Genomic DNA, 16,384 nt, shown 5'->3' on the forward strand with positions numbered 1-16,384 from the left:
CCAGGAGTCTCTACATGTCTTTAAAGATTGGCGTCATCGGCACCGGGGCCATCGGCCAGGACCATATCCGTCGTTGCAGCCAGACCTTGCTCAATAGCCAGGTGGTCGCGGTCACCGACATCAACTTGCAGCAAGCGGCGAAAGTCGTGTCCGACCTGAAACTGACGGCCGAGGTCTATCCCGACGGCCACGCGCTGATCAAGGCGCCAGAAGTCGAAGCGATCCTCGTCACCTCCTGGGGCCCGAGCCACGAAGAGTTCGTGCTGGCCGCCATTGCGGCGGGCAAACCGGTGTTCTGCGAAAAGCCTCTGGCCGTCACCGCCGAAGGCTGCCGCAAGATCGTCGAAGCCGAAGTGGCCCACGGCAAGCGCCTGGTGCAGGTCGGTTTTATGCGTCCGTACGATGAAGGTTATCGCGCCCTCAAAGCGGTGATCGACAGCGGCCAGATCGGCGAACCGCTGATGCTGCATTGCGCGCACCGCAACCCGACCGTGGGCGAAAACTACAAAACCGATATGGCGATCACCGACACGCTGATCCATGAACTGGATGTGCTGCGCTGGTTGCTCGATGACGACTACGTCTCGGTGCAAGTGGTGTTCCCGCGCAAGAGCAGCAAAGCACTCGCGCATTTAAAAGACCCGCAGATCGTCCTGCTGGAAACCGCCAAGGGCACGCGCATCGACGTCGAAGTGTTTGTTAACTGCCAGTACGGCTACGACATCCAGTGCGAAGTGGTGGGGGAGACCGGCATCGCGAAACTGCCGGAGCCGCAACAGGTGCAATTGCGCAGTGGTGCGAAACTGTCGAATGCGATTCTGATGGACTGGAAGGATCGGTTTATCGCGGCGTATGACGTTGAGCTTCAGGCCTTCATTGATGGCGTGCGTGCGGGCCAAGTCGGCGGCCCATCGGCATGGGATGGCTTTGCGGCGGCAGTGGCAGCAGACAAGTGCATCGAAGCGCAAAACAGCGGCCAGATCGTTAAAGTCGGCCTGCCAGAGCGCCCACATTTCTACGGCTAACCCCAGACCCAATGTGGGAGCGGGCTTGCTCGCGAAAGCGGTATCACATTCGACATCTTCGTTGACTGACACACCGCTTTCGCGAGCAAGCCCGCTCCCACAAGGGAAGTGGTGAAGGAGAATAAAATATGCGCATCGCACTAGACCCCTACATGTACCGCACCCTGTCCTTGGGCAAAATGGTCGATAAAGTCGCCGAGCTCGGTTACGAACACATCGAACTCTCGCCCCGCGAAGACTTCCTGCCGTTCTACAAAGCCCCACGGGTAGACAAGGCGCGGATCAAGGAATTTCGCAAAGCCCTGAGCGACACCGGGGTCAAACTCTCTTCTTTATTACCGATGTACCACTGGGCCGCTGCCGACGAAGGCCTGCGGGTTGCCGCCGTGCGCAACTGGAAACGCGCGATCCAGATCGCCGTGGAAATGGACTGCGAACTGGTCAACACCGAGTTCACCGGCCAATCAGACAACCCGCTGGTGTGCGAGAACCAGTTCATGCGCTCCATGGACGAACTGATGCCCGAATTTGAACGCGAAGGCATCAAGCTCGATATCCAGGCGCATCCGTATGACTTCTGCGAGCGCAACAACGAGTCGGTGGACATCATTCGCGGCCTCGACCGCGACTGGATCAACTACCTCTATGCCGCGCCGCACACGTTTTTCTATGACGACGGCGTCGGCGATATCGCCTCGATGCTGAAATACGCCGGCTCCAAGCTGAGCCACTTGATCATCGCCGACACCTACAACCACAAGGCGTCCTCCGGGTTGCGCTACATCGTCAACCCGCCGGGTGTGGTGGCCACGGTGCACCAGCATCTGGACATCGGCCAGGGCGAGGTCAATTGGGAGGCGTTCTTCAGCACGTTGCGCGAGATCCAGTTCGACGGCATCGCCACGGTGTCGGTGTTCGCCTGGGAAGACCGGCCGGATGAGTCCAACCGGATGATGCTGGAACGGGTCAAAAGCGAACTCTGCCGCTAAGCCCCACACAAAACCCTTGTGGGAGCGGGCTTGCTCGCGAAAGCGGTATCCCATCCAACATCTTCGTTGGCTGACACACCGCCTTCGCGAGCAAGCCCGCTCCCACAGGGATTAGGGGCATCCAGTGAGCGGCTCATATAACAATAAGAAGGAATACACACATGCGTATCGGACTTGTCGGTTACGGCCATGGCGGCCGGTTTTTCCATGCTCCGCTGCTCAGCAGCCTGCCGGGCGCCACGTTTGTTGGTGTGGTCACCCGTTCCCCGGAGCGCCGACAGTTGCTCGCCGCCGAACACCCCAACGTGCCGGCCTTCGACAGCATCGGCCAACTGGTGGAAGCCGGGATCGACGTGCTGGTGGTGTCGACGCCGCTCAAGGGTCGTCCGGCGCTGGTGCTCGACGGCATCGAGCACGGGGTGGCGGTGGTCAGCGACAAACCGTTCGCCGCCGATGCGCAACAGGCGCAAACCCTGATCACCATGGCCGAGCGCCAGGGCGTGCGGCTCAGCGTCTACCAGAACCGGCGCTGGGATTCGGATTTCCTCACTGTGCGCAAACTCATTGAGTCCGGCGCGCTGGGCCAAATCACCCGTTTCGAATCGCGGATCGAACGCTACTCACCGCAAGCGGTGAACAACGGCAGCGGCGGCGGTTTCTTGCGGGATTTGGGCAGCCATCTGGTGGATCAGGCGTTGCTGTTATTCGGCCCGGTCACGCAGGTGTACGCCGAACTGGACTACCTCGAAAAAGGCCAGACCTACGATAACGGCTTCTTCGTGTCGCTGACCCACGCAAACGGCGTCACTTCGCATCTGGGCGGCAGTTGCCTGCAAAACACCCCCGGACCACGCTTTCGGGTCACGGGCACCCAGGGCTGCTACAGCGTCGATGGGCTGGACGGGCAGGAGGCCTCGGCGCTGGCCGGGCTCTCGCCAAAATCCGAAGGCGAACGCTGGGGCGTCGAGGAACACCGGAACTGGGGCTGGTTTGAACAAGGCGAGGTACGCGAGCGCGTTCCCTCCGAGCGCGGCTGCTGGAACCAGTTCTATTTACAGCTACAAACCGCGTTACAGAGCGGTGGCCCACTGCCGGTCGAGGCCCGTGATGCACTGGCGACCACCCGTGTTCTGGACGCTGCGAGATTGAGTGCCGAGCGCCATCAAGTGGTGGAATTGGGCCAGTTCGACGCCCGTGGAATAAAATCAGAATAAAATTCTAAAATGAGTTGATGTAGAAATTATATTCCAATAGAGTCATTTCCAGCGACTGCCTCGCGATACGTTTTACGCTTTTGCTCCTGACTGAAATCGACACGCTTTATCCATAAAACCAACAAGAATGTGGAGAAAGACTTTTCATGAAGACCCCGATCCGTTTCACCGCGCTTGCCTTGTCCTTGATGTTCGCCAGCGGCGCTGCACTGGCTGATATGAAGATCGGCGTGAGCATGTCCCAGTTCGATGACACCTGGCTGACCTACCTGCGCGAATCCATGGACAAGAAAGCCAAGTCCTATCCCGATGGCGTGCAGTTGCAATTCGAAGACGCTCGCAGCGACGTGGTCAAGCAGTTGAGCCAGGTGGAAAGCTTCATCAGCCAGAAGGTCGATGCCATCGTGGTCAACCCGGTGGATACCGCCGCCACTCGCAAAATCACTGAAGCCGCCGTCAAGGCGGGTATCCCGCTGGTCTACGTCAACCGCCGCCCGGATGACCTGAAACTGCCCAAAGGCGTGGTTACCGTAGCGTCCAACGACCTGGAGGCCGGTGAAATGCAGATGCAATACCTGGCCGACAAAATGGGCGGCAAGGGCGACATCGTGATTCTGTTGGGCGACCTGGCGAACAACTCCACCACCAACCGCACCAAAGGCGTAAAAGAGGTGCTGGCGAAATACCCGAACATCAAGGTCGAGCAAGAGCAGACCGGCGTTTGGCTGCGGGATAAAGGCATGACCCTGGTCAACGACTGGCTGACCCAGGGCCGCAAGTTTGACGCGGTGGTGGCCAACAACGACGAAATGGCCATTGGCGCCGCGATGGCCCTGAGTCAGGCCGGCGTCGACAAGGGCACGGTGCTGATCGCAGGGGTCGACGGTACGCCGGACGGCTTGAACGCGATCAAGAAAGGCAACATGACGGTATCGGTGTTCCAGGACGCAAAAGGCCAGGCGGACGGTTCCATTGATACAGCCGTGAAAATGGCCAAGAACGAGCCGGTGGAACAGAACGTCTGGGTGCCGTATCGCCTGATCACCCCGCAAAACGTCGACACGTTCAAATAGTCCGTCCGTTCAATAACAACAATAAGCACGCAAGGTTGCCACCGCGACCTTGCTGATGGAGTACCTGATCATGTTCGCTTCAGCGACTGCTTCGAGCACCCCGTTGGTGGGTATCCAGCCAACCGCTACACCTGTCGATGAGCCGTACCTGCTGGAGATCATCAACGTCAGCAAGGGTTTTCCCGGTGTGGTGGCCTTGTCCGATGTGCAGCTTCGGGTGCGCCCCGGTTCCGTGCTGGCCCTGATGGGTGAGAACGGTGCGGGCAAATCGACCCTGATGAAAATCATCGCGGGCATCTACCAGCCGGACGCCGGTGAAATTCGCCTGCGGGGCAAACCGGTTGTCTTCGAAACACCGCTGTCGGCACTCCAGGCCGGGATCGCGATGATCCACCAGGAACTCAACCTGATGCCGCACATGAGCATCGCCGAAAACATCTGGATCGGTCGCGAGCAGCTCAACGGCTTTCACATGATTGATCATCGCGAAATGCATCGCTGCACTGCGAAACTGCTGGAGCGCCTGCGGATTAACCTCGACCCGGAAGAGCAGGTCGGTAACCTGAGCATCGCCGAGCGGCAGATGGTCGAGATCGCCAAAGCCGTGTCCTACGACTCCGACGTCCTGATCATGGACGAACCGACCTCGGCCATCACCGACAAGGAAGTGGCCCACCTGTTCTCGATCATTGCCGACCTCAAGAGTCAGGGCAAAGGCATCATCTACATCACTCACAAAATGAACGAAGTGTTCGCCATCGCCGATGAAGTGGCGGTGTTTCGCGACGGCGCCTATATCGGCCTGCAACGGGCCGACAGCATGGACGGCGACAGCCTGATTTCGATGATGGTCGGCCGCGAGTTGAGCCAGTTGTTCCCGGTGCGCGAGAAGCCGATTGGCGATTTGCTGCTGTCGGTGCGCGACCTCAAGCTCGACGGGATTTTCAAAGGTGTGTCCTTTGACCTGCATGCCGGGGAGATCCTCGGGCTTGCCGGGTTGATGGGCTCCGGGCGGACCAACGTCGCCGAAGCAATTTTCGGCATCACCCCCAGCGACGGCGGTGAGATTCGCCTCGACGGTCAGGTGGTGCGCATCAGCGATCCTCACATGGCGATCGAGAAGGGCTTCGCGCTGCTGACTGAGGATCGCAAGCTCAGTGGCCTGTTCCCGTGCCTGTCGGTGCTGGAAAACATGGAAATGGCCGTGCTGCCGCATTACGCCGGTCACGGCTTCATTCAGCAGAAAGCCCTGCGGGTGCTGTGCGAAGACATGTGCAAAAAGCTACGGGTCAAGACTCCGTCGCTGGAGCAGTGCATCGACACCTTGTCTGGCGGTAATCAGCAGAAAGCCCTGTTGGCGCGCTGGCTGATGACCAATCCACGAATCCTGATCCTCGACGAGCCGACTCGTGGCATCGACGTCGGTGCCAAGGCCGAGATCTACCGGCTGATCTCCTACCTCGCCAGCGAAGGCATGGCGGTGATCATGATTTCCTCGGAACTGCCGGAAGTGCTCGGCATGAGCGACCGGGTGATGGTCATGCACGAGGGCGACCTGATGGGCACCCTCGACCGCAGCGAAGCGACCCAGGAACGGGTGATGCAACTGGCCTCGGGCATGTCCGTACGCCATTGAATCAAGGGTGAGCCGGGATTCTGTGGCGAGGGAGCTTGCTCCCGCTGGGCTGCGTAGCAGTCCTGTTCTTTGGGGCCGCTTGGCTGCCCATCGGGAGCAAGCTCCCTCGCCACAGGTAATCACTGGTCGCAGGGTATGTATTTGATGCCGGATTTTTATTTGAAGGGTGGGTTATGAACGCGATACTGGAAAACAAGCCAGCAACGGCACCGACCAAGAGTCGTCGGCGCTTCCCGACCGAGTTGAGCATCTTCCTGGTGCTGATCGGTATCGGCCTGGTCTTTGAGGTGTTCGGCTGGATCGTGCGCGACCAGAGTTTCCTGATGAATTCCCAGCGCCTGGTGCTGATGATCCTGCAAGTGTCGATCATCGGCCTGCTGGCGATCGGCGTGACTCAGGTGATCATCACCACCGGTATTGACCTGTCCTCCGGCTCGGTGCTTGCGCTGTCGGCGATGATTGCCGCCAGCCTGGCCCAGACCTCGGACTTCGCCCGGGCGGTGTTTCCGTCGCTGACCGACTTGCCGGTGTGGATACCGGTGATAGCCGGGCTCGGGGTCGGACTGCTGGCGGGGGCGATCAACGGCAGCATCATTGCCGTCACCGGAATCCCGCCATTCATTGCCACCCTTGGCATGATGGTTTCTGCCCGTGGTCTGGCGCGGTATTACACCGAAGGCCAACCGGTGAGCATGTTGTCCGATTCCTACACCGCCATCGGCCACGGCGCGATGCCGGTGATTATCTTCCTGGTGGTGGCGGTAATCTTCCACATCGCCCTGCGCTACACCAAGTACGGCAAATACACCTACGCCATCGGCGGCAACATGCAGGCGGCGCGGACTTCCGGGATCAACGTCAAGCGGCATCTGGTGATCGTCTACAGCATCGCCGGGTTGCTCGCGGGCCTGGCTGGCGTCGTGGCCTCGGCCCGTGCCGCGACCGGGCAGGCCGGGATGGGCATGTCCTATGAACTGGATGCGATTGCCGCTGCGGTGATCGGTGGCACCAGCCTGGCTGGCGGCGTAGGGCGCATCACTGGGACCGTGATCGGTGCGTTGATTCTCGGGGTGATGGCCAGCGGCTTTACCTTTGTCGGGGTCGATGCGTATATTCAGGACATCATCAAGGGGCTGATCATTGTGGTGGCGGTGGTCATCGACCAGTACCGCAACAAGCGCAAACTCAAACGCTGAAACCGCAATAAACAGCAAAATGCGCCACGCCTGACCCGCGTGGCGTAGCCGTTTGTCTTCTATATAAAGCCGTTGGACTGAATTTCTTGCTATAAACGCACTCCGATAACCACCACAACGGCTGCCATAGCGCACTTTCCGGGTGTTGTCGGACAAATTCGCTGTCTTTTCAGTTGCTGAGGCCTCAAGTCGGCCTTAGACTGCCGCCCCTCGTAAATTGAGTGCCGGGTGGCGCTTGGAATAAACGGCGCCTTTCCGACGGCCGACGAGGTCCGACGGAACGCTCCCTAATTCGCCTTAATGCACGTTTTTTTATAGAGATATCAATGACAAAGGACAAGTTGCTGGCCATGCCGGCGGATGACTACATGAATGCCGAGCAACATGCTTTTTTCTATGAGCTGTTGCAGAACATGAAAGTTGAAACCCACGAGCGCATCGAGCAGAACCGCATCGCCATCGAAAGCCTGGACACCCCGGCTGACCCGGCCGATGCTGCTTCCGTAGAAGAAGAGCGCACCTGGCTGGTGAACGCGATCGATCGCGACCAGCGCATGCTGCCTCAGTTGGAACAGGCTCTGGAACGCATCAAAGAAGACAGCTTTGGCTGGTGCGACGACAGCGGCGAGGCCATTGGCCTTAAACGCCTGCTGATCAGCCCGACCACCAAGTACTGCATCGAAGCTCAAGAGCGTCACGAGCAGATCGACAAGCACCAGCGTCAGGCCTGATTCGGTAGCGCCCCCTTCGCGGGCAAGCCTCGCTCCTACACACCTCCTGTAGGAGCGAGGCTTGCCCGCGAAGCTTTTTGCCGTCTGAAAATCCCCCGCACTTCTGTTGACCTGCTGCAACATCCACTACTAACGGACCATAGATAATGGCCCATTAGTGGCGTTTAATGCAGTCACAACAAATAGAACACGCTTGGGGTGACGAAGATGACGAGAGACGGATCTCTGGTTGGGCCTGTGCCTGCACCAGTGCTTGCGCCAAAAAGCCTTTGGTTGACGCCGACGTTGCAAAGCATCGCCCTGGTGCTGTTGCTCTGCGGTATGACCTTGGGTGGGGCGTCGCTTTACATTGGCCTGCCCGTGGCCGTGCTGATCATCTGGCTACCGCGTCTGCGTTCGCGCGCGATCCCCGATTCAACCCCTGCTGATAACACCAGCGCCATCGCCGAGCTGACCCGCGATCTTTCCTACACCACCAGTCACAACGCGCTCTCCGCCGCTGGCGTAGCGTTTTCGGTCAAACAACTGGCCGAGAAGGTGCAGTCGCAACTCGATGCGGCCAAGCGGATTGTCAGCAATGCCGAAGTGATGATCTCCACCGAACAGGCGACCTCGACGCTCAGCCGAGAAGCCTTGAGCGCGGCCAGCGAAGCTCATCAGAGCAGTGCCGCCGGGCGCACCGAATTGATCGAATCGATCTCCCGCATGCATCAGCTCAGCCAGCGTGCCAGTGCCAGTCGAGAACTGATCGAAGCCCTGAGCCTGCGCAGTGATGACATTCAGCGGGTCACCCTGGTGATCCAGTCCATCGCCAGCCAGACCAACCTGCTGGCGCTCAACGCGGCTATCGAAGCCGCGCGGGCCGGGGAGCACGGTCGCGGTTTTGCCGTGGTGGCAGATGAAGTGCGTGGCCTGGCCGCACGTACCGCGACAGCCACCGGGGAAGTCGGGGAGATGGTCGCTGACATCCAGCAACGCACCGCGCAAGTGGTCGAGCAGATCCGTCAGCTCTCCAGCGACCTGGACGTCGGCGTCAAACAGGTGGAGCACACCGGCCAGCATCTGGAAAACATCGCGCGCCTGGCCGCCGGTGTGGAACACCAGGTCGGAGAAATCGCCCGGGGCGCCGACACCAACCGCGAACAGCTGGACAGTCTGTTCCATGCCATCGAACAGATGCGCAGCGATCTGGCGATCAGCGATCAACAGACCCAGCACCTGGCCAAGGCTGCGGTGCAGATGGAAGGGCAGGCCGAAACCATCAGCGAGCGCCTGGCCGAGGTTGGGCTGGATGACTATCACCAACGGATTTATGACCTGGCCCTTGAAGGCGCCAGTCAGATCGCTGCGCGCTTTGAAGCGGATATCGATCAGGGCCGTGTCAGCCTTGATGATCTGTTCGATCGCAATTACCAGGCGATTCCCAACACCAGCCCGGCCAAGTTCCAGACCCGTTTCGACCGTTACACCGATCAGGTGTTGCCGGCGATTCAGGAGCCGCTGCTACCGCGTCATGAGGGATTGGTGTTTGCCATCGCCTGCACGCAGCAGGGCTATGTGCCGACACATAACACGGTGTTCAGCCAGCCACTGACCGGTGATGCGCAGGTCGATGCCGTGCAGAACCGTACCAAACGCAAATTTGCCGACCGCACCGGCATCCGCTGTGGCAGTCATCAGCAACCGGTGCTGTTGCAGACCTATACCCGTGATACGGGCGAGTTGATGCACGATTTGTCGGTGCCGATCATGCTTAAGGGAAGGCATTGGGGTGGGTTGCGGTTGGGGTATAAACCGGAAAAACCACGCTAGGTGCGTGGTTCTTCAGACGGCTCATATTTGTGTCTTGGAGGGCTTTTGTGGCGAGGGGGCTTGCCCCCGCTGGGTCGCGAAGCGGCCACCTGCTTTTTTCAGACTTACCGAGTTGCCTGGGTTGGCGACTGCTTCGCAGTCGAACGGGGGCAAGCCCCCTCGCCACAGGGGTCTCTTTTGCTCAAGATTTTTTCAGGTGTGCAGCCTAGTGAACCTGATGCATCCGCAAATTCAGATCATCCACCACTCGCGCCCAGTCGGCGTCTTCACGCAGCTGTTCTTTCAGGAACCCGGCTTGTTGCGGGGTCCAGAACTCGGCATCGATCAGTTTCTTATCGTCGGGAAGCGGTGAGTGGCTGGCAATGAAATCGTCAATGGCCTTCTCGCTGGAGTCCAGGCCGAGCTGGTCGAACAAACCTTTCAAGTCGTGTGTCGGTGAATCCATGTTCATCTCCTTGCGGGTCGCGTCGAGTACGAGATCTGAGGGGCGGCTTCACTGCATCTGAGGGAGCCGCGCGTCAGGAGTTCGATTGCGATGGTCGAAAGCAGGAGAGAGCATAGACGGCAAAGCCGGATCAGGCTTTCAATGCACCGTCATCGACCGCCAGCTTCAGGGCCTTGGCGGCTTCCAGGGCGGCGATCAACGCGACGTCCGAGGTCTTGAACCAGCGATCTTTCTCGACCTGGTGATAGGTCACGGTGGTCAAGGGTGGTTTGGCACGCATCACAATGACAGCCTGGAATTCGCCGTCGACTTCTCTGGCTTCGCCCCGGATAAAAAATTCGCCGATATCAAATTCCGTCACGTAGCAGCCTTCCCTTGGAAAAGTTCTGTTGTATTGAAAGCCGTCCGCCGAGGGGCCGGAATTCATGGGGCGTGCAGTATGGCAGTAGTTGCCGGCCGACGGCTGAGTTAAGTCGTCGGCGTGACGAAACGTCATTAGGGATAAATGCGTCAGGTGCGCGCCGTCAGGGTATGGGCGAGGGCGCAAGCAGCATTATGGCTGGCGCGGAAACCTCTGACGCGACCAGTGGCAGTTTCCATGATGTGGAAGAAAGCCTTGCCTGCCGGCACGACTTGAAAACGCGGTATGGCAAGCACCTGAGGGGGCAGGGTATAGGCTTGAAACTTCACCGACTGCGGGGGCTGAGGGGTGTTTTCGTCAGGCGTTGAGTGCTTCGCAAAGTGGGTCATCGTGCACATAAGAAGTCCTTTTCGTGTTTTTACCGACGTGTGTTCGTCGTTTTGAGTAGTCTCGGCGAGCATCGCTGCTCTAGAATCGCCATCACTGGCTGGCGTTGGCGTCCATCTAAAGCAATTTTTTTCTGGCGATATGTCGGAAAAGTGCTTTTTTTAAAGAGTTTTTTCCCTAAAGTTAGTAGTACGTCTTTTCCGGCCGCGAGAATGGCCTTTTCCTTCAACGTCTGGCGAACGTCAGGGAGGACGGCGCGAGTGACAATCCAGTAATCTCATTTACCTCGCGATGGATGAGCGCACTGCTCAGTTCAGGATTTCAACCCGGCTCATTTGGCAACACATTCGCCATGGCCGCTTTTTTCTGCTGTGCGTTGTTCCTGCGTACGGCATCATTTTCAGATGTGGGGATGTTTCCTTGGCAGTAAGTAATCTTGATATGCACGCGTTGTTCGTCCTGGGTGATTTGCGTGCAAAGTTGGTTAAACAGTTTCAGTCCCGTTTTGTCTATGTCACCGAACAGAACGCGGAAGGCATCTACATAGCCGAAATCGATACCGAAGCAGCGCTGGTGGTGGACGATAAGCCCGGCCTCAAACTCAAGGTCGGCGATCATTTCAGCGCTTCGGTGTTGCCCAGTCGCGAAGGCGGCAAACTGGACATCAAGTTCCGGGAAATCAAACTGACGGTCTACGGCCTGGGCGATTACGCATTTGTCACCACCGCCGACGGTCACGGCATCGTGTTCAAGGAAGGCCATAGCGTGGTGATGGTGTTTGCCGCCCACCAGCAGTTGCAGGAAGGCCTGACCAAAACCCTGAAAGCCGTGACGGCCAAAGCCGCCAAGTGGCGCAAGGGTGAACTGGTGACCTTCAAGGCCAGCGAGTAATGCCGCTGACCCGCGCCGATTTCCACGTTCAGAATCTTGCCAGTGCACAGGTCGAGGCCCAGCGCCTGTTCGACCAGAAGGCGATTCTGCAAGGCGGCTGGCTGACCTGGGTGGCGTCACAGATCTACACCTTGCGCCCGGCGGAGTACGCCAGCATGGTGAGAAGGGAATTGGCCCGGTTGCAGCAACCTTCTGAAAAGTAATCCTCGCACCTCGTGACCCCTAAAAAGCGGGAACCTCTACTACAGTCAATGGACTGAGTATTCAGAGGCTTGCGGTCTTGTCTGTCAGGCCATCCTGCTATTGCTGTGAACAGCACGAGGTGCAAAAGCATGAAAGGACTTCGACGGTTGTTGGCCGCTACCCTGGCCACCTTTGGTTTGTTGGCCTCGCCGGTCCCGGTGTTCGCCGACCAGGCGCCGATCCACTTCGCCGACCTGAACTGGGAAAGCGGCAGCCTGATCACCGATATCCTGCGGATCATCGTCGAGAAGGGCTACGGCCTGCCGACCGACACGTTGCCGGGAACCACCATCACCCTGGAAACCGCCCTGGCCAACAATGACATCCAGGTTATTGGCGAAGAGTGGGCCGGGCGCAGCCCGGTGTGGGTCAAGGCGGAGGCCGAAGGCAAGGTCGCGAGCCTGGGCGATACGGTCAAGGGCGCCACCGAAGGCTGGTGGGTGCCGGAATACGTGATCAAGGGCGACCCGGCCAAGGGCATCAAGCCCCTGGCGCCGGACCTGCGCAGTGTCAGCGACCTGCCGCGTTACAAGGACGTGTTCAGCGACCCGGAAAGCCCGGGCAAGGGACGCTTCCTCAACAGCCCGATCGGCTGGACCTCGGAAGTGGTCAACAAGCAAAAGCTCACGGCCTATGGGTTGAACGACAGTTTTGTGAATTTCCGCAGCGGTTCCGGCGCCGCGCTGGACGCGGAGATCGCGTCGTCAATTCGCCGTGGCAAGCCGGTGTTGTTCTACTACTGGTCACCGACGCCGTTGCTCGGGCGCTACAAGCTGATTCAGCTGGAAGAACCGCCGTTTGACGCCGAAGCCTGGAAAACCCTGACCGACGCCGACAACCCGAATCCGAAACCGACCCGTTCGCTGGCCTCGAAACTGTCGATTGGGGTGTCCACGCCGTTCCAGAAGCAATATCCAGAGATCGCCCAGTTCTTCAGCAAGGTCGATTTGCCGATCGGGCCGTTGAATAAGGCTTTGGCGCAAATGAGTGAGAAACACACCGCACCGCGCCAGGCGGCCGAGGCGTTCATGAAGGCGCACCCTGAGGTGTGGCAGGCTTGGGTGCCGAAGGATGTGGCGGATAAGGTTAGCGCCAGTCTTCAGTGATGGGGTGGGGCTGATGACGCCTTCGCGAGCAAGCCCGCTCCCACATTGGATTTGGATGGACACAGAATGTGTGTTCACCCCCAATCCCCTGTGGGAGCGGGCTTGCTCGCGAAGCTTTTGCTTTTAGAACCTAGTTTGTACCGCCAACTCAAAGGTCCGCGGCGTCCCCAGGTAATACGCCGGCGACACATGCGCAAACTCGGCATACACCTCGTTGGTCAGGTTGCGCACCCGGCCCGTGACGGTGGTGTGCTGGTCGACCTTGTAGCTCAGGAAACTCCCGAACAACGTGTAGGACGGCACGGTCATGGTGTTGGCGCTGTCGGCAAACACCGACGCCACGTACCGCGCATCGACGCCGCCCTGCCATTGCGGCGCGAAGTCGTAGGTCAGCCACAGGTTGCCGACCCGATCCGGCACGTTGGTCGGTGTGTTGCCTTTACGTGAAACCACCACGCCCGCCGCGTTCTTCTCGGTGAACTCGTCGTATTGCGCATCGACCCAGGCGAAGTTGCCTTCGGCCAACAGCTTGTCGGTGATCCTGAAGGATGTGGCCAGTTCGATGCCTTTCGACGTTTGCTGACCCACCGGGATGCTTTGGGTCGGGTCCAGCGGATCCGTCACGGCGAAATCCTTGCGCTCGATCGTGTACGCCGCCACCGTTGCCGACCCGCGACCACCCAGATAATCGAACTTGCTGCCAACTTCCCACTGCTTGCCGGTGGACACGTCGAAATCCTGCGTGCCGTTGGGTTGTTCGGCAGCGGTGCTGTATTGCACGTAGACGTTGGCCGAGGGGATGAACTGGTAAGTCAGGCCGACCCGCCCGGTGACTGGCTCCCAACTGCGCTTGAGATGGCGGGGATTGCTGGCGGTCACCTCGCGGTGATTGGTCACGTCCAGGTCGATGTCGTCGTAGCGCAGGCCGGTGAGCAGCGCCAGTTTCTCGGTCAACGCCAAGCGGTTTTCAATGAACAGCGCCTTGGTGGTGACCTCGTTGGTCTTGTCGCTGATCAGCTTCGGATTGGTGCCCGGAATGTCATAGAAGTGCCCTGGCTGGAAGTTGTTCGGGTCAACGGTACTGGCGCCTTTGACGTTCAGCGGCGAATTGGTGGTCTGGTTGACCTTGTACTCGAAGCCGCCGGACCAGGTGGTGTCGAGGCCCAACAGGCTGGTGTCGTGACGCAGCTCGAACTGATTGCCGTTCTGCTCACCCTGATGCCGCACCTGATAGGCCGTGGAGCGGTTCACCGCGCTGTTGTCGGCGTTGTACTGGTAGGTTTCCAGGTTGCGGTAGTCGCGCTGACTATCGAGGTGATACAGGGTGTTGCGCAGGGTGGTGTTGTCGTTGATCCGGTAATCGATGATCGAACGCACCCAGATCGTGCGTTGCTCGTAGCGGCCGTCCTCGACGTTGTAGTTATTGAAACGGTTGTGTTTGTCGATCTTCAATTCGCCAGCCTTGGGATTGAGCACTGGCGTGCCCCAGTAAGGGCTGTCCTCGTGCTCGTCCTGATATTCCAGGGCCAGGGTGTGGGACAGGTTTGGCGTCAGGTCGCTGAGCAGCGAGAACGCCACGCTCCAGGCATCGCGCTCCTGGCGGTCGATGTAGCCGTTGCTGGTGTTGTGGCTGACGTCGAGTCGCGCGTAGTGCTTCACGTCCGCCCCGGCGTCGCTAAGGGCGTGGTTGAGGCCGAACGCGGTTTCGGTGGTGTCGTAGCTGCCATAACTGATTCGTCCTTCGGCGGCTTGCTCTTCACGGGTCGCCAGTTTGGTCACGTAGTTCAACGAACCGCCTACGGAACCAGCGCCATTGATCAATGACGAGGGGCCGCCCACCAGTTCGACCCGGTCATAAATCCACGCGTCCACCGGGCGGGCCAGACCGCTCGACACGTTGATGCCATTGAACATCTGGGTGATTTGGCTGCTGGTGAAACCGCGATAGGACACGAAACCGCCGAAACCCGGTGGCGCGCTGGCGTTCACGCCGGGCAAAGTGTTGGCGGCGTCCTGGAAGTTCTGCGCGCCGTGACGCTCGATGTCATTGCGGTTGGCGATGGCCACCGAGGCCGGTGTGTCCCGCACGCTCAGGCCCAGGCGCGAGGCCATGCCGCTGGATTGATCGAGGCTCAGGCCCGGTTCGGTGCCGTCCTCGCCATCAATGGTGATCGGCGCCAGATCGACGGTGGATTGCGCCCAGGTGTTAACGGACAGGCAGCCGAACAGGCTGGCCAAAAGAGGAAGATGTTTCATCGATGAATCCTGAATACTTGGCTAGGAAACAGCGCACAGGCAAACGCCACGCGTTAGCGAAGTGGGCTGATCAGTAATGGCGAAGTCGTTCAGGCGAAAGGCGGGGCGCGAGGGTTGGCCGACGGCCAGGTGTAGCGGGCAGGCAGGTCTATATCAGCAACGGCAGCCAACGGCGGGCTGTGTTGTTGCGGGAGGATCGCCAGGGTCAGGCTGGAACTGAGCGCCGGTCCCATGCCGCCGGTAGAGCAAAGCGGGCAACCAAACGCCTTGGACAGGGTCGGCAGCTTTTCTTCGGAGGTGTTTGAGGCGGCGGGCGCCTGGGTCGCCGGATCTACGCTGCAGAATTGGCCGCCGAGGCCGTTGAGCTGCATCCCGACCATTTGCCCGTGACCGATACTGCAGGCGAACACGTTGAACAGGACGCAGCAATAAAGCATCCAGGCCATCAATGTGCGATCAGTTCGGGCGAATTTCATGGAGCGGCACTTTACCACCGTCGATGACGAATACCCTTACAAAAAACTTCAATGAAGTTCATCCTGCTGCGACATTTCACGCTGGATGTCTGAATATGAGCCTAATGGTCGCGCAATGGATTGCTGCAATCTTCCTGTTGATCAGCCTGATTCATCTGTATTGGGCGGCAGGCGGCAAGTTGGGAAGTGAGGCGGCAGTGCCGCGAGTGCCCGGGGAGGGCGGCGCGGCATCGACGCCGGCGTTCAAGCCTTCGGGGTTTGCGACGTTGCTGATCGCGGTGGGTTTGCTGCTGATCGCGATGCTGGTGTGTTTGCGGGTCGGCCTGTACTTGCCGACGGTGCAGCACTGGTCGCTGCAATGGGTGATCAGCGCCATCGCGATGCTGATGTTCGCCCGGGCGATCGGGGACTCGAACCTGGTGGGGTTCTTCAAGCAGGTCAAGGATTCGAAATTCGCCCGGCTCGACACCTGGGCCTATTCGCCATTGTGCGTGGTGTTGGGGGCGGGGTTGTTGGCTGTCGCCTGGATTTGAAAAGCTTCGC

General features: G+C 59.4%; 17 protein-coding genes. 12 read left to right on the forward strand and 5 right to left on the reverse strand.

Annotation, left to right across the window (positions count from 1 at the left end):
- The first annotated feature begins 14 nt into the window (after positions 1 to 14).
- The 8 genes from iolG (at position 15) to ACWIKB_RS23085 (ending at position 9,676) form a co-directional block, all read left to right on the forward strand.
- The gene (iolG, locus tag ACWIKB_RS23050) at positions 15 to 1,025 is read left to right on the forward strand and encodes a bifunctional inositol 2-dehydrogenase/D-chiro-inositol 1-dehydrogenase (RefSeq protein WP_475269581.1); all 1,011 of its coding nucleotides are present in this window, start codon (positions 15 to 17) and stop codon (positions 1,023 to 1,025) included.
- A gap of 128 nt (positions 1,026 to 1,153) precedes the next feature.
- Positions 1,154 to 2,014: a sugar phosphate isomerase/epimerase family protein gene (locus ACWIKB_RS23055; RefSeq protein ID WP_475269582.1), complete on the forward strand. Its 861-nt coding sequence runs from the start codon at positions 1,154 to 1,156 to the stop codon at positions 2,012 to 2,014.
- Positions 2,015 to 2,175: 161 nt separating this feature from the next.
- Positions 2,176 to 3,228, forward strand: a complete 1,053-nt coding sequence (locus tag ACWIKB_RS23060) for a Gfo/Idh/MocA family protein (RefSeq protein WP_475269583.1) — start codon at positions 2,176 to 2,178, stop codon at positions 3,226 to 3,228.
- Positions 3,229 to 3,374: 146 nt separating this feature from the next.
- Positions 3,375 to 4,301, forward strand: a complete 927-nt coding sequence (locus ACWIKB_RS23065) for a sugar ABC transporter substrate-binding protein (RefSeq protein WP_475269584.1) — start codon at positions 3,375 to 3,377, stop codon at positions 4,299 to 4,301.
- Between the two features lie 70 nt (positions 4,302 to 4,371).
- A complete protein-coding gene (locus tag ACWIKB_RS23070) occupies positions 4,372 to 5,937 on the forward strand; it encodes a sugar ABC transporter ATP-binding protein (RefSeq protein ID WP_475269585.1) in 1,566 nt (521 codons plus the stop codon).
- Positions 5,938 to 6,110: 173 nt separating this feature from the next.
- Complete coding sequence (locus ACWIKB_RS23075; RefSeq protein ID WP_054052830.1) at positions 6,111 to 7,133, forward strand: ABC transporter permease; 1,023 nt, start codon at positions 6,111 to 6,113, stop codon at positions 7,131 to 7,133.
- Positions 7,134 to 7,459: 326 nt separating this feature from the next.
- The gene (locus ACWIKB_RS23080) at positions 7,460 to 7,864 is read left to right on the forward strand and encodes a TraR/DksA family transcriptional regulator (RefSeq protein ID WP_010459637.1); all 405 of its coding nucleotides are present in this window, start codon (positions 7,460 to 7,462) and stop codon (positions 7,862 to 7,864) included.
- Positions 7,865 to 8,452: 588 nt separating this feature from the next.
- Positions 8,453 to 9,676 (forward strand): methyl-accepting chemotaxis protein, encoded by a 1,224-nt coding sequence (locus ACWIKB_RS23085; RefSeq protein ID WP_475269608.1) that lies wholly within the window; start codon positions 8,453 to 8,455, stop codon positions 9,674 to 9,676.
- Positions 9,677 to 9,881: 205 nt separating this feature from the next.
- Here the strand turns inward: ACWIKB_RS23085 and ACWIKB_RS23090 are convergent, their stop codons facing one another.
- The 3 genes from ACWIKB_RS23090 to ACWIKB_RS23100 all read right to left on the reverse strand — a co-directional run bounded on the left by ACWIKB_RS23090 (position 9,882) and on the right by ACWIKB_RS23100 (position 10,943).
- Complete coding sequence (locus ACWIKB_RS23090) at positions 9,882 to 10,121, reverse strand: DUF2789 domain-containing protein (protein WP_054052826.1); 240 nt, start codon at positions 10,119 to 10,121, stop codon at positions 9,882 to 9,884.
- Positions 10,122 to 10,251: 130 nt separating this feature from the next.
- Positions 10,252 to 10,482, reverse strand: a complete 231-nt coding sequence (locus ACWIKB_RS23095) for a hypothetical protein (RefSeq protein ID WP_403018500.1) — start codon at positions 10,480 to 10,482, stop codon at positions 10,252 to 10,254.
- 149 nt (positions 10,483 to 10,631) lie between these two features.
- Positions 10,632 to 10,943 (reverse strand): hypothetical protein, encoded by a 312-nt coding sequence (locus tag ACWIKB_RS23100; protein WP_475269587.1) that lies wholly within the window; start codon positions 10,941 to 10,943, stop codon positions 10,632 to 10,634.
- A 346-nt stretch (positions 10,944 to 11,289) separates the two neighbouring features.
- Between ACWIKB_RS23100 and ACWIKB_RS23105 the strand changes: the two genes are divergently transcribed.
- The 3 genes from ACWIKB_RS23105 to ACWIKB_RS23115 all read left to right on the forward strand — a co-directional run bounded on the left by ACWIKB_RS23105 (position 11,290) and on the right by ACWIKB_RS23115 (position 13,109).
- Entirely contained in the window at positions 11,290 to 11,760 is a 471-nt protein-coding gene (locus ACWIKB_RS23105) for a hypothetical protein (protein WP_123508817.1), read from the forward strand.
- Positions 11,760 to 11,963: a hypothetical protein gene (locus tag ACWIKB_RS23110; protein WP_149658377.1), complete on the forward strand. Its 204-nt coding sequence runs from the start codon at positions 11,760 to 11,762 to the stop codon at positions 11,961 to 11,963. Before ACWIKB_RS23105 ends, ACWIKB_RS23110 begins: the two co-directional genes overlap by 1 nt.
- 129 nt (positions 11,964 to 12,092) lie before the next feature.
- Positions 12,093 to 13,109, forward strand: a complete 1,017-nt coding sequence (locus ACWIKB_RS23115) for an ABC transporter substrate-binding protein (protein ID WP_475269588.1) — start codon at positions 12,093 to 12,095, stop codon at positions 13,107 to 13,109.
- 123 nt (positions 13,110 to 13,232) lie between these two features.
- On the opposite strand, the gene ACWIKB_RS23120 is transcribed toward ACWIKB_RS23115, so the two are convergent.
- Together ACWIKB_RS23120 and ACWIKB_RS23125 are read right to left on the reverse strand one after the other, a co-directional pair.
- A complete protein-coding gene (locus tag ACWIKB_RS23120) occupies positions 13,233 to 15,365 on the reverse strand; it encodes a TonB-dependent receptor (protein WP_475269589.1) in 2,133 nt (710 codons plus the stop codon).
- Between the two features lie 89 nt (positions 15,366 to 15,454).
- On the reverse strand, positions 15,455 to 15,841 hold the full coding sequence (locus ACWIKB_RS23125; protein ID WP_475269590.1) for a DUF2946 domain-containing protein: 387 nt from the start codon (positions 15,839 to 15,841) through the stop codon (positions 15,455 to 15,457).
- A gap of 95 nt (positions 15,842 to 15,936) precedes the next feature.
- Here ACWIKB_RS23125 and ACWIKB_RS23130 point away from each other — a divergent pair, with 95 nt between their 5' ends.
- Positions 15,937 to 16,374, forward strand: coding sequence for a DUF3995 domain-containing protein (locus tag ACWIKB_RS23130; RefSeq protein ID WP_475269591.1), 438 nt, complete (start codon positions 15,937 to 15,939; stop codon positions 16,372 to 16,374).
- Positions 16,375 to 16,384: the final 10 nt, after the last annotated feature.

The organism is Pseudomonas sp. 5Vm1k, assembly GCF_056161485.1.

What these genes read in the sequence shown, in the direction of transcription:
- iolG (WP_475269581.1), top strand. Translation starts at nt 15, where the DNA reads ATGTCTTTAAAGATTGGCGTCATCGGCACCGGGGCCATCGGCCAGGAC.
- ACWIKB_RS23055 (WP_475269582.1), top strand. Translation starts at nt 1,154, where the DNA reads ATGCGCATCGCACTAGACCCCTACATGTACCGCACCCTGTCCTTGGGC.
- ACWIKB_RS23060 (WP_475269583.1), top strand. Translation starts at nt 2,176, where the DNA reads ATGCGTATCGGACTTGTCGGTTACGGCCATGGCGGCCGGTTTTTCCAT.
- ACWIKB_RS23065 (WP_475269584.1), top strand. Translation starts at nt 3,375, where the DNA reads ATGAAGACCCCGATCCGTTTCACCGCGCTTGCCTTGTCCTTGATGTTC.
- ACWIKB_RS23070 (WP_475269585.1), top strand. Translation starts at nt 4,372, where the DNA reads ATGTTCGCTTCAGCGACTGCTTCGAGCACCCCGTTGGTGGGTATCCAG.
- ACWIKB_RS23075 (WP_054052830.1), top strand. Translation starts at nt 6,111, where the DNA reads ATGAACGCGATACTGGAAAACAAGCCAGCAACGGCACCGACCAAGAGT.
- ACWIKB_RS23080 (WP_010459637.1), top strand. Translation starts at nt 7,460, where the DNA reads ATGACAAAGGACAAGTTGCTGGCCATGCCGGCGGATGACTACATGAAT.
- ACWIKB_RS23085 (WP_475269608.1), top strand. Translation starts at nt 8,453, where the DNA reads ATGATCTCCACCGAACAGGCGACCTCGACGCTCAGCCGAGAAGCCTTG.
- ACWIKB_RS23090 (WP_054052826.1), bottom strand. Translation starts at nt 10,121, where the DNA reads ATGGATTCACCGACACACGACTTGAAAGGTTTGTTCGACCAGCTCGGC.
- ACWIKB_RS23100 (WP_475269587.1), bottom strand. Translation starts at nt 10,943, where the DNA reads ATGCTCGCCGAGACTACTCAAAACGACGAACACACGTCGGTAAAAACA.
- ACWIKB_RS23110 (WP_149658377.1), top strand. Translation starts at nt 11,760, where the DNA reads ATGCCGCTGACCCGCGCCGATTTCCACGTTCAGAATCTTGCCAGTGCA.
- ACWIKB_RS23115 (WP_475269588.1), top strand. Translation starts at nt 12,093, where the DNA reads ATGAAAGGACTTCGACGGTTGTTGGCCGCTACCCTGGCCACCTTTGGT.
- ACWIKB_RS23120 (WP_475269589.1), bottom strand. Translation starts at nt 15,365, where the DNA reads ATGAAACATCTTCCTCTTTTGGCCAGCCTGTTCGGCTGCCTGTCCGTT.
- ACWIKB_RS23125 (WP_475269590.1), bottom strand. Translation starts at nt 15,841, where the DNA reads ATGAAATTCGCCCGAACTGATCGCACATTGATGGCCTGGATGCTTTAT.
- ACWIKB_RS23130 (WP_475269591.1), top strand. Translation starts at nt 15,937, where the DNA reads ATGAGCCTAATGGTCGCGCAATGGATTGCTGCAATCTTCCTGTTGATC.